The sequence below is a fragment of the Nocardioides sp. CPCC 205120 genome, assembly GCF_048654585.1.
Lineage (GTDB): Bacteria > Actinomycetota > Actinomycetes > Propionibacteriales > Nocardioidaceae > Nocardioides.
Map to the genome: position 1 here is coordinate 223,720 of NZ_JBMCYY010000003.1, position 14,510 is coordinate 238,229.

At 73.7% G+C, this 14,510-nt stretch carries 18 protein-coding genes; 10 read left to right on the forward strand and 8 right to left on the reverse strand.

The window, feature by feature from the left end:
• Positions 1-70: 70 nt before the first annotated feature.
• Entirely contained in the window at positions 71-697 is a 627-nt protein-coding gene (locus tag ACOACO_RS16880) for a maleylpyruvate isomerase family mycothiol-dependent enzyme (protein WP_420297453.1), read from the forward strand.
• A gap of 29 nt (positions 698-726) precedes the next feature.
• Positions 727-1,083: a TfoX/Sxy family protein gene (locus tag ACOACO_RS16885; protein WP_420297454.1), complete on the forward strand. Its 357-nt coding sequence runs from the start codon at positions 727-729 to the stop codon at positions 1,081-1,083.
• On the opposite strand, the gene ACOACO_RS16890 is transcribed toward ACOACO_RS16885, so the two are convergent.
• Positions 1,053-1,361, reverse strand: coding sequence for a hypothetical protein (locus ACOACO_RS16890; protein WP_420297455.1), 309 nt, complete (start codon positions 1,359-1,361; stop codon positions 1,053-1,055). The genes ACOACO_RS16885 and ACOACO_RS16890 overlap by 31 nt on opposite strands.
• A gap of 307 nt (positions 1,362-1,668) precedes the next feature.
• Between ACOACO_RS16890 and ACOACO_RS16895 the strand changes: the two genes are divergently transcribed.
• The gene (locus ACOACO_RS16895) at positions 1,669-1,950 is read left to right on the forward strand and encodes a hypothetical protein (protein ID WP_420297456.1); all 282 of its coding nucleotides are present in this window, start codon (positions 1,669-1,671) and stop codon (positions 1,948-1,950) included.
• Between the two features lie 75 nt (positions 1,951-2,025).
• Positions 2,026-3,306 (forward strand): DUF3500 domain-containing protein, encoded by a 1,281-nt coding sequence (locus ACOACO_RS16900; protein WP_420297457.1) that lies wholly within the window; start codon positions 2,026-2,028, stop codon positions 3,304-3,306.
• 147 nt (positions 3,307-3,453) lie between these two features.
• On the opposite strand, the gene ACOACO_RS16905 is transcribed toward ACOACO_RS16900, so the two are convergent.
• Positions 3,454-4,104: an MBL fold metallo-hydrolase gene (locus ACOACO_RS16905; protein WP_420297458.1), complete on the reverse strand. Its 651-nt coding sequence runs from the start codon at positions 4,102-4,104 to the stop codon at positions 3,454-3,456.
• A 61-nt stretch (positions 4,105-4,165) separates the two neighbouring features.
• On the opposite strand from ACOACO_RS16905, the gene ACOACO_RS16910 reads away from it, so the two are divergent.
• Complete coding sequence (locus tag ACOACO_RS16910) at positions 4,166-4,585, forward strand: MarR family winged helix-turn-helix transcriptional regulator (RefSeq protein WP_420297459.1); 420 nt, start codon at positions 4,166-4,168, stop codon at positions 4,583-4,585.
• Between the two features lie 109 nt (positions 4,586-4,694).
• Here ACOACO_RS16910 and ACOACO_RS16915 read toward each other — a convergent pair whose 3' ends face one another.
• The 3 genes from ACOACO_RS16915 to ACOACO_RS16925 all read right to left on the reverse strand — a co-directional run bounded on the left by ACOACO_RS16915 (position 4,695) and on the right by ACOACO_RS16925 (position 7,407).
• Positions 4,695-5,333 (reverse strand): HD domain-containing protein, encoded by a 639-nt coding sequence (locus ACOACO_RS16915; protein WP_420297460.1) that lies wholly within the window; start codon positions 5,331-5,333, stop codon positions 4,695-4,697.
• A 90-nt stretch (positions 5,334-5,423) separates the two neighbouring features.
• Complete coding sequence (locus ACOACO_RS16920; RefSeq protein ID WP_420297461.1) at positions 5,424-6,437, reverse strand: GlxA family transcriptional regulator; 1,014 nt, start codon at positions 6,435-6,437, stop codon at positions 5,424-5,426.
• A gap of 40 nt (positions 6,438-6,477) precedes the next feature.
• Entirely contained in the window at positions 6,478-7,407 is a 930-nt protein-coding gene (locus ACOACO_RS16925; RefSeq protein ID WP_420297462.1) for a LysR family transcriptional regulator, read from the reverse strand.
• 91 nt (positions 7,408-7,498) lie between these two features.
• Here ACOACO_RS16925 and ACOACO_RS16930 point away from each other — a divergent pair, with 91 nt between their 5' ends.
• Positions 7,499-8,638, forward strand: a complete 1,140-nt coding sequence (locus ACOACO_RS16930; protein WP_420297463.1) for a TDT family transporter — start codon at positions 7,499-7,501, stop codon at positions 8,636-8,638.
• A gap of 55 nt (positions 8,639-8,693) precedes the next feature.
• Here the strand turns inward: ACOACO_RS16930 and serC are convergent, their stop codons facing one another.
• On the reverse strand, positions 8,694-9,827 hold the full coding sequence (gene serC / locus ACOACO_RS16935; protein ID WP_420297464.1) for a phosphoserine transaminase: 1,134 nt from the start codon (positions 9,825-9,827) through the stop codon (positions 8,694-8,696).
• Positions 9,828-9,876: 49 nt separating this feature from the next.
• On the opposite strand from serC, the gene ACOACO_RS16940 reads away from it, so the two are divergent.
• Together ACOACO_RS16940 and ACOACO_RS16945 are read left to right on the forward strand one after the other, a co-directional pair.
• On the forward strand, positions 9,877-10,389 hold the full coding sequence (locus tag ACOACO_RS16940; protein WP_420297465.1) for a GNAT family N-acetyltransferase: 513 nt from the start codon (positions 9,877-9,879) through the stop codon (positions 10,387-10,389).
• Between the two features lie 4 nt (positions 10,390-10,393).
• Positions 10,394-11,029: a hypothetical protein gene (locus ACOACO_RS16945; RefSeq protein ID WP_420297466.1), complete on the forward strand. Its 636-nt coding sequence runs from the start codon at positions 10,394-10,396 to the stop codon at positions 11,027-11,029.
• A gap of 7 nt (positions 11,030-11,036) precedes the next feature.
• On the opposite strand, the gene ACOACO_RS16950 is transcribed toward ACOACO_RS16945, so the two are convergent.
• Positions 11,037-11,714: a hypothetical protein gene (locus ACOACO_RS16950; protein WP_420297467.1), complete on the reverse strand. Its 678-nt coding sequence runs from the start codon at positions 11,712-11,714 to the stop codon at positions 11,037-11,039.
• Between the two features lie 116 nt (positions 11,715-11,830).
• On the opposite strand from ACOACO_RS16950, the gene ACOACO_RS16955 reads away from it, so the two are divergent.
• Complete coding sequence (locus tag ACOACO_RS16955; protein ID WP_420297468.1) at positions 11,831-12,415, forward strand: hypothetical protein; 585 nt, start codon at positions 11,831-11,833, stop codon at positions 12,413-12,415.
• 107 nt (positions 12,416-12,522) lie between these two features.
• Here the strand turns inward: ACOACO_RS16955 and ACOACO_RS16960 are convergent, their stop codons facing one another.
• Positions 12,523-13,626 carry a citrate synthase 2 gene (locus ACOACO_RS16960; RefSeq protein WP_420297469.1) on the reverse strand — a complete coding sequence of 368 codons (1,104 nt, stop codon included), beginning with the start codon at positions 13,624-13,626 and terminating at the stop codon, positions 12,523-12,525.
• A gap of 140 nt (positions 13,627-13,766) precedes the next feature.
• On the opposite strand from ACOACO_RS16960, the gene pdxH reads away from it, so the two are divergent.
• Entirely contained in the window at positions 13,767-14,417 is a 651-nt protein-coding gene (gene pdxH / locus ACOACO_RS16965) for a pyridoxamine 5'-phosphate oxidase (RefSeq protein WP_420297470.1), read from the forward strand.
• Positions 14,418-14,510: the final 93 nt, after the last annotated feature.

Genomic DNA, 14,510 nt, shown 5'->3' on the forward strand with positions numbered 1-14,510 from the left:
AAGCGGAGAGGTACGGCGCGCCGGACCGCGACACGTGGACGGCGCCGGGCCCAGCCGCCACGATGTCCGCGTGGACACCTTCGCGGCGATCGCCGACGAGCGGCGGGCCCTCGCCGCCCTGCTGACGGGCCTGACGGACGAGCAGCAGCGCACCCCGAGCCTGTGCGAGCAGTGGAGCGTGCACGAGGTGGCCGCCCACCTGGTCGTCCCGCTCGAGGTCAGCATCCCGAAGTTCGCGGTCGCCATGGTGGCCGCCCGCGGGAGCTTCGACCGGGCGAACGTGCGGTTGGCCCGCGAGCAGGCCCGCCGGCCGCTGGCCGAGCTCGCGGGGGTGCTGCGCGACCGGGCCGAGTCCCGCTTCACTCCGCCCGGGCTGGGACCGGAGGCACCACTCACCGACCTGATCGTGCACGGCCTCGACATCCGCTGGCCGCTCGGGCTGGCGCGCGACGTACCGGGGGAGCGGCTGACCGCGACGCTAGAGTTCCTGACCGTCACCCAGCACGGCAGCTTCGTGCCCAAGGGTGCTGCCGACGGGCTGCGGTTCGAGGCGGACGATCTCGACTGGGCGCACGGTGACGGCCCCGTCGTGCGGGGAAGCGCGGAGGCGCTGCTGCTGGCGATCACCGGTCGTACGGCGGCGCTCGACCACCTCGGCGGCGACGGCGTCGCGGCGCTGCGGGACCGGATCGCCTGAGTCCTCGGCTGACGACGGAGGAGGACGACATGGCGTACGACGCGCAGCTCGCGGACCGCGTCCGCGGTGCCCTGGCGGGCGAGACGGACGTCCGCGAGGTGAAGATGTTCGGCGGCCTCGCGTTCATGGTCGCCGACAAGATGGTGGTCTGCGTCTCGAGCGGGGGAGGGGCGCTCCTCGTGCGCGTCTCCGGTGACCGGGACGCCGACCTCGTGCAGGTGGACGGAGCCCGCCGGGCCGAGATGGGCGCCGGGCGGTCGATGGGCGAGGGATGGATCGCCGTCGACGACGAGGCGGTGGCCACCGACGACGGCCTGCGGTTCTGGCTCGACGCCGCGTTAGAGCACAACGCGCGTCAGCGGCGCGGGGGCTCCTCGTGGAAATAGATGACCTCGACCTCGGAGCCCAGCTCGCCCTGGAGCCGGCGGGCGAGGTGCAGACCGTCGTTCCACCAGCGCCATGAACCCGCCACCCGGTCGACCTCGAACTCGAGCTCGGGCGCGGCGCTGAACTCGTCGTTCCACGCCTCGAGGGCGGCGGCGAGGTCGGAACTGATCGGCAGCTCGTCGAGCTCGATGTCGCCGCCCGGGCCGCCCGGGGTGCGGTCCCAGAGGGGCGAGGCGATGTACTCCGCCATGACGTGGACGACGCTGACGGCCCGCATCGCCGCAGGCTAGCGCCGCGTGGGCTAGCCTGCTCGGTTCTCCGAGCGGAGGGCGGGCTGCGGCCCGGAGCGGAGGAGATTCGTGATGCCCAGACTCAGATGGCCCCGGTTCGCGGCAGGACCCCGCCAGTTGAAGGACGGCCTCCTCCTCGGCGGGCCAGCGGTGCCGGTGAGGAAGAGGACCGGGGAGCGCGCAGAAGTCGCGGGGATCGCGTGGGACGCGACCGACGTCCGGGGCGACTCCCTCTACGAGTTCGAGCCACGGCCCGGAACGTACGTACGACTTCACGAAGCTCGATGCACGGAGGTGCGGTTCGAGCCGTCCGCAGGGCGGCTGACCCTGAAGTTCGAGATCGATCCCGCCTGGCGGACGGGGGCCCGGGGGGTGACCTACACCTTCGAGGACGTGCACATCCGGGCGTGGCGCGACCTGTCGGACGGGCTCGACGGGGAGGACGGCGATCGGTGGCAAGTCGGGCTGTTCGACTGGGACGACGCGTGGACGTTCTGGCTCGTCCTCACCGGGGCGTCGCTCTGGTTCGAGGCGTCCGCCGCGTTGATCGAGGTGGACTTTGTGCCCGACGACTGAGCTGAGCCGGGGCTCGTGGCGGACGCAAAGACGACGCACAGGGAACGAACAGGCTCGGTTCCTAACGTCCCCGTCATGAGCGAGAACACCCGACCCGGCGGCGCGACCGCCGCCCCGCGCCCCCGCCGTACCGCCCGCTGGATCGCGGCCGCCACCCTCTCGATCGGCCTCACCCTCAGCGGGTGCGCCGGCGGCACCACCTCGTCCGCGACGGGCACGTCGTCCGCTGCGTCCTCGGCGGCTGCGGTCGCCGGTACGACGTCGACCGTCGACGCCACGACGACCGCCGCGACGATCACCGACACCGCCGCGGCCGCTGAGGCGTTCCTCGCGACGCTGTCCGAGGAGCAGCGCGAGCAGGTGCTCTACGACTACGACGACGAGACCAAGACGACGTCGTGGTCGAACTTCCCGGTCACCTTCGTCGAGCGCGCCGGCCTCAACCTGGCCGACCTCACCGAGGAGCAGCAGGTCGCGGCGATGGAGGTGCTCGAGGCCCTGCTCAGCGACGAGGGCTACGCGACGGTCACCGGGATCATGGCGGGCGACCAGTACCTCCTCGACAACAGCAGCAGCACCGAGGAGTCGCTGGGGCAGTACTACATCGCGCTGTTCGGCGAGCCGTCCGACACCAGCGCCTTCGAGGTGCAGTTCGGCGGCCACCACCTCGGCATCAACGCCACCCTCGACGGCAGCACCGACGCCATCACGTTCGCGCCCACCCACCTCGGGGTGCAGCCGGCGGTGTACACGAACGAGGACGGCGAGGAGGTGCAGCCGTTCGGGACGATCTACGAGACCGCGTTCGCGTTCTACGACAGCCTCACCGAGGAGCAGCAGGCCGCGCTCTACCAGGGCGAGTCGCTCGCCGCGATGGTGTGCGCGCCCGGCAGCACCTGCAGCTACCCCACCGGCACCGGCCTCTCCGGCGCCGACCTCACCGACGAGCAGAAGCAGCTGCTGCTCGACGTCATCGCCAACTGGGTCGGCCTCGCCGACGAGGAGACCACCGCGACCGCGCTCGCCGAGATCGAGGCGACCCTCGACGAGACCTACGTGAACTGGTCGGGCGCCACCGTCTACGACATGACGCAGGGCGACGGCATCTACTTCCAGATCTCCGGCCCGAAGGCGTACGTCGAGTTTGCCGCCCAGCAGGGCTCCGCCGGCGCCGACGTCGACGGCGTCACCACGTCGGGCTGGGGCCACGTCCACACCATCTACCGCGACCCGACCAACGACTACGCCGGCAGCGCCACCCAGCAGGAGTCGACGGGCATGGGCGGCGGCATGGGCGGCGGCACGCCCCCCGGTGGCGGCACGCCGCCCGAGGGTGCCCCGACGCAGGACAGCTGAGTCCCGCCGTACCTCGTCCGCGACGCAGCCGCTCGCCCCGCCCGGGGTGGGCGGCTGCGTCGCGCGCGTTCAGGGGTGACGGCGATCCAGTGCTCCGAAACCCGCCGCGTCCGCGTTCGGGCGCAGGTGCGGACCCGCAGGCCGACCTCAGACGCTGACGGTCTCGCCGGACGACAGCGTCAGCAGCGGGACCCCGGTCAGACCCTCCGCTCCGAGGAACCCCGCGACGGAGCCGCGGCCCACGTCGTTCAGCATGCCGTCGTGGATCTGGATCGTCCTGCGCGGTGCCACGGCTCGGACGAAGTCCACGGCCTGCCCGACCGAGGTCCAGGGACCGCTAGTGGGCAGGAGCAGGGTGTCCACCTGCTCGGGCGGGTGCTCGTAGGAGTCGCCCGGGTGGCAGACGCCCTCGATCAGGAATCCGACGTTGGCCATCGGCGGCATGTCCTGGTGGATGGGGGCGTGGTCGCCCCCGAAGACCCGGACGTCGAAGCCGGCGACGTCGAGGCGCTCGCCCGGCTGCACGACGGTCAGGCGGTCGACGAGGTCGTCGTCCAGGGACGCCGCGAGCGCCGCAGGACCGTGGAGGCGTAGCCGGGGACGGGCACGGAGGGCGGTGGTCACGGCGTCGACGTCGAGGTGGTCGGGGTGGTCGTGCGTCACGAGCACCGCGTCGGCCACGCCCAGGAGCGCGGAAGCCTCCGGGGTGAAGACGCCGGGGTCGAGGAGAAGGGTCCGTCCTCCGCGGGACAAGGTCAGGCAGGCGTGCGCGTACTTGGTGAGCTCGGTGGTGGTCATGAGCCAAAGCATACAGGTGACCTGTACAGATTGACTGTGTTTCGTTCGTTACACTGCCTCCGTGGACGACGACGACCTGGGGGAACGGCTGCGTGCGTCGATCGGCGCGCTCGTCCGAGCGAGCCGTGCTCACGCCGACGCCATGCCGGAGGCCCAGTCTCAGACGTTGGGGTTCCTGCTGCGCGAGGGGAGCCTGACCGTGGCCGAGCTCGCCCAACGTCGCAAGGTCAGGCACCAGTCGATGCAGACCGCTGTGGTGGAGCTCGAACGCGCGGGCCTGGTCGAGCGCACGCCGGACCCCCGGGACCGGCGCGCGCGCCTGGTGGGACTGACCGACGAGGGACACCGCACCCTGCGAGACGAGCTCGGGCGCCGGCGTTCGCTCCTCGCGACAGCCATCGCCACCGAGCTCGATGCGGACGAGCAAGCCCTCCTGGCGCGCGTCCCGGACCTCCTCCAACGGCTCGCCGCGCGACTCTGAACCGGTCGGCGACGGCCCCCGCGGCCCCCGCGGCCCACCTGGCACGAGCGTGGCCTCGTGCCAGGTGGGTCGAGCCGTGCGTGGCGGGCGCGACGACCGGGGACGGGACCTACTCGGGCCAGGAGCTGCCGAGGATCACGCCGACGAAGTCGCCGCGCTCGAAGGTCGCGTCGAAGTGGGCCAGCACGTCGTCGTTCATCGTCCCGAAGGTCGTGTCGGGGCGGTCGGCCATGCCGTCGTAGAAGTGCTGGAGGATCCGGCGCTTGAAGTCGGGGCGCGGGTGGGCAGCGGTCACCGCCTCCCGCTCGTCGTCGGTGATCTCGTGGAGGTCCAGGCCGAGGACGTCGGTCTCGACGCCGAGCGTCACCACGGCCACGTTCCCCGGCAGCCCGAGCGGGACCTCGGGGGTGGTGTGGAGGGCGATGGCGAGCCACACCTCCTGCGCCTCCGCGGCGGAGCGGCCGTGGTCGAGAAGGAACGAGCGAGCCGCGTCGGCGCCGTCGATCTCGAAGCGCTGGTGCTTCGTCCGGTAGGTCTCGGTGAGACCGAGGTCGTGGAAGAGTCCACCGACGTAGGCGAGCTCGGGATCGACCGCGATGCCGCGCGCGCGTGCCTTGAGGCTGCCCCAGAGGAAGACCCTCCGCGAGTGGTCGAAGAGCACGTCGTCGGCCGCCTCGCGGACGAGGCTCGTCGCCTCCCTGGCCATCGGGCTGTCGGGGACCTGGATCCCCGCGATCGTCGCAGTCATGCTTCCTCCTCCAAGAGACCGGGCCGTGCGCCCGGGACCGTCCGATCGTGGACCCGTGCCGGCCGGTGACGTCCGGACGAGGACGGACCGTCAGCCCTCGGATCCGGACATCCGGTCCGCTCCTCGGCGCGAGGTGCGGGTCGTCGCGAAGCGCGACCGGTAGTCGCTGGGGGTGACCCCCAGTCTGGCGAGGAAGGCCCGCCGCATCGTCTCCGTGCTCCCGAACCCGGCATGGCGCGCCGTCTCCTCCACCGGGTGGCCCGCGTCGAGCATGACCTGGGCGTGGCTGATCCGCGCTCGCTCGACGAACTTCGCCGGCGTCGTCTGCAGCTCGGCGGCGAACAAGCGCGAGAGGTGGCGCGGGCTCACCCCGGCCTCCCGCGCCATGGACGTGGCCGTGTGGGCGAGCGCGGGTTGCGCGTTGACCAGCTCGAGCACGGCGCGCAGCTGCGGGGTCCTGGGCGGACGGATCTGCAGGGGCGCGGAGAACTGGGACTGGCCGCCGGGACGTTGCATGAAGACCACCAGGTCGCGCGCGACCTCACGAGCGAGGTCCGCCCCGTGGTCCTCCTCGACCAGCGCCAGGGCGAGGTCGATGCCTGCGGAGACCCCCGCCGAGGTGAACGTGTCGCCGTCCCGCACGAACAGGGCGTCCGCCTCGACGGCGACACGTGGGTAGGCGCGAGCCAGGAGATCGGCGTGGCGCCAGTGCGTCGTCGCCCGCCGGCCGTCGAGGAGACCGGCCGCCGCCAGGATGAACGAGCCCGTGCAGATCGACACGATGCGGTGCGCCCGTCCCCCCAGCGTCCGCACCATGTCGGTGAGACCGGGCGGGATCGGCGTGCCGACCAGCACGTCCCCGCCGGAGACGACCGCGGTGCCGCCCGTCGGCAGCGCGCCGCTGTCCCCGTCGACGGGGAACAGGGTGCCGACGGACGTCGTCACGGGCGCGCCGTCGACCGAGACGTACGAGAGACGGTAGGTGGCCCCGAGCCGGTTGGCCTCGGCGAAGACCTCCGCCGGGCCGGTGACGTCGAGCATCTTCATGCCGTCGAAGACGATGAAGACGACGTCGTCCTGCGGGTCTGAGCGGGCCGCCCTCATGGCGTCATTGTGCCCGCGGCTGCGGGCCGGCGTCGCCGGCCTAGGTGGCGCTCGAGGTGCGCGCGATCGCCACGAGGTCGCGCACCGCGCCGGGCGGCGGGTTCTTGCTGCCGACCCAGACGGCACGGAAGAACCGCCGCAGGTCCAGGTCCCGGACCGCTACCACGTCCAGGCTGCCGGACTCGACGTCGCGCGCGACGACGCGGCGGCTCAGGAACGCCGGCCCGCTGCCGGCGATGACCGCCTCACGGACGGCCGTGGCGGTGGTGAGCTCCACCTCCGGCTCGACGGGAGCCAGGCCGTGCCGGGCGAGGGCGATCTCCAGGACCTCGCGGGTTCCCGAGCCGTGCTCGCGGCTGGTCAGCGCGAGCCCAGCGACCTCGACCGGGGTCAGGGGGGTCCGTCGACGAGCGAGCGGCGAGCCGGCGGACGTGACCAGGACGAGGTCGTCCTCGGCGACCGTCACCGACCGCACCCCGGTCGGCGCGTCGACCCCCTCGACGAAGCCCACGTCGGCCGCGCCCTCGCGGACGCCGGTGACGACCTCGCGGCTGTTCACAGCGGTCAGGCTGACCGCCGCGGGACGATGCCCCTCCCCCTGCTGCCGTTGGCGGAGCAGCACCAGCCACCGGGGGAGGAGGCTCTCGGCGATCGTCATGCTCGCCCAGACGGAGAGCTCCCGGCCACGGTCGCCGCGCAGTCCCTCGATGGCGACCCCCACCTCGTCGGCCACGTCGAGCAGCCGCGAGGCCCACTCCGCCACGACGACGCCGGCCTGGGTGAGCTCCGACCCACGCGCCCCGCGCCGGACGAGCGTGAGGCCGGTGAGGGCCTCCATCGCCCGCAGCCGCTCGGAGGCCGCCTGCTGGCTGATGCCGGCCGCTCGCGCGGTGCCGCCGATGCTGCCGTGCCGGGCGATGCCCACCAGCAGCCGTAGTCCATCGAGGTCGGGCAGGTGACGGGAGGACACGGCGTAACGGTACGCGGTCACAAGGTCGGCTTGTGGGGGCACAACGCCGCACGGGCTACCGGCCCCGGACGGGGACTTCCAGGGTGGACGCATGACCACGCGAGCCGCCACCACCACCGAGCTGCCCCGGAGGGTCCGCAGTCGCCTCCTGTCCGAGCTGCACGGCCAACCCGTCTTCGGGTACGTCGGGCCCAACTGGTTCGCGTCGGTGATGGGGACCGGCATCGTCGCGAACGCGGCGGCGACGCTCCCGGTCGAGGTCGCGGGGCTGGAGGTCTTCGCCCGCATCGTGTGGGCGCTCGCGGTGCTCCTGCTCGTCGCGGTCGGCACGGCGACCGCGATCCACTGGGCGCGCCACCCGCGCACCGCGCGGGAGCACCTCGACGACCCGGTGATGGCGCACTTCTACGGCGCGCCGGCCATGGCGCTGATGACCGTCGGGGCGGGTGCCCTGCTGGTCGGTCAACCCCTCGTCGGTCGGGCCGCCGCGATCGGCGTCGACGCCGTGCTGTGGAGCGCCGGCACGCTGCTCGGTCTCCTCACCGCGGTGGTCGTCCCGTACCGGGCCTTCACCCGTCATGCCGTGACCCCGGACGCGGCCTTCGGCGGCTGGCTCATGCCGGTCGTGCCGCCCATGGTCAGCGCAGCCACCGGCCCTCTCCTGCTGCCCCACCTGCCCGTCGGCCAGTGGCAGCTGTCCCTGCAGCTGGCGTGCTCGATGATGTTCGGGCTCACCCTGATCGCCAGCCTGGTCGTGATCACGACGATCTGGAGCCGCTTGGTGCACCACAAGGTCGGGGCGGCAGCGGCCGTGCCGACGCTCTGGATCGTGCTCGGCCCGCTCGGCCAGTCGATCACCGCGGCGCACACGCTCGGGGCGACGGCGCTGCAGGTGTACCCAGCGCCGTACGGCGAGGCCTTCGAGGCCGTGGGCCTCGTCTACGGTGCGCCCGTGTGGGGGTTCGCCCTGCTGTGGGTCGCCCTGGCGACCGCCGTCACGCTCCGCGCCGCACGCTCGGGCCTGCCGTTCACGATGACGTGGTGGTCCTTCACCTTCCCGGTGGGCACCGTCGTCACGGGGACGTCGGCGCTGGCCGTCACCACCGGCGCGCACTTCCTCGCGGTCGCCGCGGTCGCCTTCTACCTCGCCCTCCTCGGCGCGTGGGCCACGGTGGCGGCACGCACGGTGCGAGGCGCCACCACGGGCCGGCTCCTGCGGGCGCCCGGGTGACCGGGCCGGGCGGGGCAGGTGGAGGCAGGCGTCAACGGGCGGGCCGGCCGGGACCTCAGATGCGCTCGACGACCCAGTCGACGCAGCGCGTCAGCGCCTCGACGTCACCGGGGTCGATCGCCGGGAACATCGCGACGCGCAGCTGGTTGCGGCCCAGCTTGCGGTAGGGGTCGACGTCGACGACGCCGTTGGCGCGCAGCACCGTCGCGACCTGGGCCGCGTCGACGGCCTCCGAACCCGACGCCGCCAGATCGATCGTGCCGACGACCTGCGAGCGGATCGCCGGGTCGGTGACGAACGGGGTGGCGTACGACGACGCCTCGGCCCAGCCGTAGAGCGCGGCCGAGGACGCGGCGGTGCGCGCCGCCATCGCGTCGAGCCCGCCCTCGGCGAGCATCCAGGCGAGCTGGCGCTCCATGAGGAACAGCGTCGCGATCGCCGGGGTGTTGAGCGTCTGCTGCTTCGCCGAGTTCTCGACCGCGGTCGCCAGGTCGAGGAACGCCGGGATGAAGCGCCCCGACGCCTTGACCTCGTCGACCCGCGCGAGCGCGGCGGGCGACATCAGCGCGAACCACAGGCCGCCGTCGGCGGCGAAGCCCTTCTGCGGCGCGAAGTAGTAGACGTCCGTCTCGCGCAGGTCCACGGCCGCGCCGCCAGCGGCCGAGGTGCCGTCGACGACGACGAGCGCGTCCGCGTCGGCGCCGGGCACGCGGCGTACCGGCGCCATGACGCCCGTCGAGGTCTCGTTGTGCGGCCACGCGTAGAAGTCGACGCCGGCGACCGCCTCGGGCACCGCCAGCGAGCCCGGCTCGGCGCGCGCGACGACCGGATCGGCCAGCCACGGCGCGTCGGCGCTGGCGGTGGCGAACTTGCCGCCGAACTCGCCGAAGACGCCGTGCGCGCTGCGCTCGCGCACCAGCGAGAACGTCGCGACGTCCCAGAACGCCGTCGACCCGCCCAGGCCCAGCACCACCCGGTAGCCGTCGGGCAGCGTGAACAGGTCGGCGAGCCCGTCCTGCACTCGCGCGACCAGGTCCTTGACCGGGGCCTGGCGGTGCGACGTACCCATCAGCGAGCGCCCCGACGCCGCCAGCGCGTCGAGCGACGACTGCGCCACCTTCGACGGGCCGGAGCCGAAACGTCCGTCGGCGGGCAGCAGGTCGGCGGGGATCTCGAGCGCGCGGGTCACCCGGCTAGTCTCCCACCGGCGGGATCGGGGACGGCGAGGAGGACGAGGGATGAGCGGTCTGCGGGTCGAGCGGGTGGGCTACGGCCACGAGCACGCGCGGCAGCTGATCGACCAGGTGCAGGACGAGTACCGCGCCCTCTACGGCGGCCCCGACGAGACCCCGCTCGAGCCCGAGATGTTCGAGCCGCCGACCGGCAGCTTCTTCGTCGGGTACGTCGAGGAGGACGGCGCCCAGGTGCCCGTCGCCACCGGCGCCTGGCGCTCCCACCTCGACCTCGACGAGCCGGGGTTGGGGCGGATCGCCGAGATCAAGCGCATGTACGTCGTGCCCTCCCACCGCGGCCGCGGGCTGTCCAAGCAGATGCTCGCCCACCTCGAGCGCGACGCCGTCGCCGCCGGGTTCGACTCCCTCGTGCTCGAGACCGGCACGATGCAGCCGACCGCGATCGCGCTCTACACGGCGGCGGGCTACGGCCCCGTCACGCCGTACGGGCACTACAAGTGCGCCCCGGAGTCGGTGCACCTCGGCCGGCGGCTGCGCCCGCTGGAGCAGGCGGGCTGAACCCGTGCGCCTCCCGCCGAAGGTCGCCCAGGGCGTCGCCGACGGCTCGGTGACGCTCGCGTTCCGCCGGTGGGCGCGCCCCGACGTGCGCGTCGGCTCGCAGTTCCGCACCTCCGCCGGCGTCGTGCGGGTCACCAGCGTCGACGTCGTCGACGAGGACGTGATCACCCCCGACGAGGCCCGCGCCGCCGGCTTCCGCGACCCCGACGAGCTGCGCCGCCGCCTGCGACCCGTCGAGGAGGCCGCCCGCCCCGGGGCCGGCGAACCCGCCGTCTACCGCGTCGGCGTGGAGTGGGCGGGGGAGGACCCCCGCATCGCGCTGCGCGAGTCCGCCGACCTCACCGCCGAGGACGTCGCCGACATCGACCGCCGCCTCGAGCGGCTCGACCGCGCCAGCAGCCACGGGCCGTGGACGATGCAGACCCTCGACCTGGTACGCCGCCGCCCCCACACCCGCGCCCCCGACCTCGCCGCGGAGGTCGGGCGCGAGCGCGACCCGTTCAAGATCGACGTCCGCAAGCTCAAGGGGCTCGGGCTCACGCAGAGCTTCGACGTGGGCTACGACCTCTCCCCGCGCGGCCGGGCCTACCTCGCGGCGACGACGCGCGTCGTACCGCATCCGGGGGCGGCGGAGGGCTGAGGGGCCCTCAGTGGGGGATGGTGTCGACGCCCGAGGCCTCGTAGGTCGCGAGGACGGCCTCGACCACCTGCGGTGCCTCCCAGTCGTCGGGGACGGCGAGCAGCGTGCCCTGCCCGACGGCCTCCGCGGTGACGCTCGCGGCCGGGGTGACGTGGGGTGCGACGTCGCGGTGGAGCCACACCCGGTGACCGACCGGCGCCAGCCACCCCCCACGCCGTGCGGTGCGGTTGACCTCGCGGCTGGTGAGCTTCACCGCCGCGGGCTCCCACGCCTCCGCGACCGCTCGGCACAGCCCGTCGCCGACGGCGACGTCGAGCCCGTGCTCGCCCAGCGGGCGCGTGCTCAGGAGGAGGTGGTGCGCCGGCTCGCGGCTACCGACGTGCGTGGCGCCGGCGCTCACGAGCAGGTTCAGGTGGACCTCGTCGGGGCCGGTCCCGGCGACGGACAGCACGAAGCCCTCGGCCGGGTCGGCCCCTGCCGGGTGGCGCCGCACGAGGGCCGCGAGCTCGGTGGGGTCGCCCCGCCACGCGGAGTCGTCGGACAGGCGCCACTCCTGCACACCGGTCAGGGCGCTCGCCCGCCGGACCAGGTCGTCGAGCCGGGCGGCGATCCACTCGGCCGACTCGCCGGTGCGGGCCCACACGGCCCGCACGGAGGCCTCCCGGGTCCAGGTCGGAGCACTCACGCCGCGCAGGTTAGCCGGAGCGGACGCCCGGCTCGCCGGAAACCACCCGAACGGGTGCTCAGGTCGCGATCCGTCGGGCCGACGTCTATCCCGGTCCCACCCGGAGGAGATCCCCCATGACCCTGCGTCACCCGCGCCTGCTCACGATCGTCGGCGCCGTCCTGCTCGCCCTCGTCGCCGTCATCGGCCCCCAGCCGACGACGGCCGACGCCCGCGCCGCCTCGCCCGTCGACCCCTTCGCCCGCTACGAGCCGCAGACCGGCTGCACGTCGCGGATCATGCCCGGCATGCAGGCGTACTCGAGCCAGCTGACCGCCCGCTACGGCGGCCGCATCATCGGCATCACCCGCGCCTGCAGCTCGGGCGGTCGCTCGGAGCACAAGGAGAGCCGCGCGCTCGACTGGAACCTCGACGCCCGCAACGCCAACCAGCGCCAGGCGTTCTACCGCTTCCTCGCCGAGCTGCAGGCCACCGACTCCTCGGGCGCCGTCGCGGCCCGCGCGCGGCGCCAGGGCGTCATGTACGTCATCTGGAACGACCGCATCTGGTCGGCCTGGAACGGCTTCCAGGTGAAGCCCTACCTGCACGCGAACTGCACGACCGTCGCGGGCTGCTCGCCGACGCTGCGCCACGTCGACCACGTGCACGTCTCGCTCAGCTGGGCCGGCGCGCGCGGCCTCACGAGCTGGTACACCGGCTGAGCCGCCCACCGACGGGCTGAGGCCCCGGTACGACGGACGGGCGGGCCCGCAGCGATCGCTGCCGGCCCGCCCGTCGTCGTACCCGCTCCTGAAGGAGGGGAGAGGGCTCAGGCGCCCCAGGCCTCCTGCCAGCCGTCCACCGCGTCGGCGGGGCGGGCGGAGGGGCCCGTGTAGACCGCGGACGGGCGGATCAGGCGGCCCGTGCGCTTCTGCTCCAGGATGTGCGCCGACCAGCCGCCCGTGCGGGCGCAGGTGAACATCGACGTGAACATCGGCGCCGGCACCTCGGCGAAGTCGAGCACGATCGCGGCCCAGAACTCGACGTTCGTCTCCAGCACGCGGTCGGGACGACGCTCGCGCAGCTCGGCCAGCGCCGCCTGCTCCAGGGCCTCGGCGACCTCGTAGCGCGGGGCGTCGAGCTCGCGGGCGGTACGACGCAGCACCCGCGCGCGGGGGTCCTCGGCACGGTAGACGCGGTGGCCGAAGCCCATGAGGCGCTCGCCGCCGTCGAGCAGCTCCTTGACGTAGGCGCGCGCGTCCCCGCGGCGCTCCACCTGCTCGATCATGCCGAGCACCCGGGAGGGGGCGCCGCCGTGCAGCGGGCCGCTCATCGCGCCGATCGCGCCGGAGAACGCGGCCGCCACGTCGGCGCCCGTCGAGGTGATGACGCGGGCGGTGAACGTCGAGGCGTTCATGCCGTGCTCCGCCGCGGACGACCAGTAGGCGTCGATCGCCTTGACGTGCGCCGGGTCGGCCTCGCCCTTCCAGCGGATGAGGAACTTCTCGGCCAGGGTCGCGCCCTCGTCGACGGCCTTCTGGGGCACGACGGGCTGGTGCAGCCCGCGCGCCGACTGCGCGGCGTACGACAGCACCATGACCGCCACCCGCGCCAGGTCGTCCCGCGCCTGCTCGTCGCTGATGTCGTAGGTCTGGCCGAAGCCGAACGCCGGCGCGAGCATCGCGATGGCCGCCTGCACGTCGACGCGCACGTCGCCCGTGTGCACCGGCAGGTTGTAGGCCTCCGCCGGCGGCAGGCCGGGGGTGTAGGCGCCGTCGATGAGCAGGCCCCACACGTTCTCGAACGGCACGCGGCCGACGATGTCCTCGATGTCGACCCCGCGGTACCGGAGCGCGGAGCCCTCCTTGTCGGGCTCGGCGATCTCGGTCTCGAAGGCGACGACGCCTTCCAAGCCGTGGTGGACCTCGGTCATGGGGCGACTCCTTCGTCGGCGCGGTTCTCGCGTTTCACGTCTCGGTGCTGCGGCGTGTGTGCCGCGTCGCATTGTGCCCGCGCGCTCCGCGGCCCCGCCACGGGGGCGTCCGAGCGGTGGTCCGCCGTACCGTGGCGGGCATGAGCGACGAGAGGGACCTGGCCGACCTGCGCGAGGACTACGCGAGCGGCGGGCTCGCCGAGGGCGACCTGACGCCGGACCCCGTGTCGATGTTCTCCCGCTGGTACGACGACGCCGCCTCCGCCGCGATCGGGGAGCCCAACGCCATGGTCGTGTCGACCGTCGACCCCGACGGCGCGCCGTCGTCGCGCTTCGTGCTGCTCAAGGGCTTCGGCCCGCACGGCTTCCGCTTCTTCACCCACACGGGCTCCCGCAAGGGCCGCGGGCTCGCGGCCGAGCCCCGCTGCGCGCTGCTGTTCCCCTGGCACCAGCTGGAGCGGCAGGTGCGGGTCGACGGGCACGCCGTACCCGTGCCGCGGGCGGACGTCGAGGAGTACTTCGCCCGCCGGCCCCGCGGCTCCCGCATCGGCGCGTGGGCCTCGCACCAGTCCGCCGAGGTCGCCTCCCGCGACGAGCTGACGGCGGCCTACGAGGAGGCCGAGCGCCGCTTCGCGGACACCGACGACGTGCCCGCGCCCCCCGGCTGGGGCGGGTACGACGTGGTGCCCGACGCCGTCGAGTTCTGGCAGGGCCGCACCGGGCGGATGCACGACCGCCTCGTCTACGAGCGCTCCGGCGACGGCTGGACCGTGCGGCGCCTGGCGCCGTGACCCCCGTCTGGTCGCCGTCTGATCGCCCTCGGCGAACGGGCCGGAAAACCCCTTGAGACCCCCCGGGCACCGGCGTACGTTCTGGGGCACACG

Excerpts from the sequence above, each read along its gene's own strand:
- ACOACO_RS16885 (WP_420297454.1), top strand. The coding sequence starts at position 727 with ATGGCGTACGACGCGCAGCTCGCGGACCGCGTCCGCGGTGCCCTGGCG.
- ACOACO_RS16890 (WP_420297455.1), bottom strand. The coding sequence starts at position 1,361 with ATGCGGGCCGTCAGCGTCGTCCACGTCATGGCGGAGTACATCGCCTCG.
- ACOACO_RS16900 (WP_420297457.1), top strand. The coding sequence starts at position 2,026 with ATGAGCGAGAACACCCGACCCGGCGGCGCGACCGCCGCCCCGCGCCCC.
- ACOACO_RS16905 (WP_420297458.1), bottom strand. The coding sequence starts at position 4,104 with ATGACCACCACCGAGCTCACCAAGTACGCGCACGCCTGCCTGACCTTG.
- ACOACO_RS16915 (WP_420297460.1), bottom strand. The coding sequence starts at position 5,333 with ATGACTGCGACGATCGCGGGGATCCAGGTCCCCGACAGCCCGATGGCC.
- ACOACO_RS16920 (WP_420297461.1), bottom strand. The coding sequence starts at position 6,437 with ATGAGGGCGGCCCGCTCAGACCCGCAGGACGACGTCGTCTTCATCGTC.
- ACOACO_RS16930 (WP_420297463.1), top strand. The coding sequence starts at position 7,499 with ATGACCACGCGAGCCGCCACCACCACCGAGCTGCCCCGGAGGGTCCGC.
- ACOACO_RS16940 (WP_420297465.1), top strand. The coding sequence starts at position 9,877 with ATGAGCGGTCTGCGGGTCGAGCGGGTGGGCTACGGCCACGAGCACGCG.
- ACOACO_RS16955 (WP_420297468.1), top strand. The coding sequence starts at position 11,831 with ATGACCCTGCGTCACCCGCGCCTGCTCACGATCGTCGGCGCCGTCCTG.
- ACOACO_RS16960 (WP_420297469.1), bottom strand. The coding sequence starts at position 13,626 with ATGACCGAGGTCCACCACGGCTTGGAAGGCGTCGTCGCCTTCGAGACC.
- pdxH (WP_420297470.1), top strand. The coding sequence starts at position 13,767 with ATGAGCGACGAGAGGGACCTGGCCGACCTGCGCGAGGACTACGCGAGC.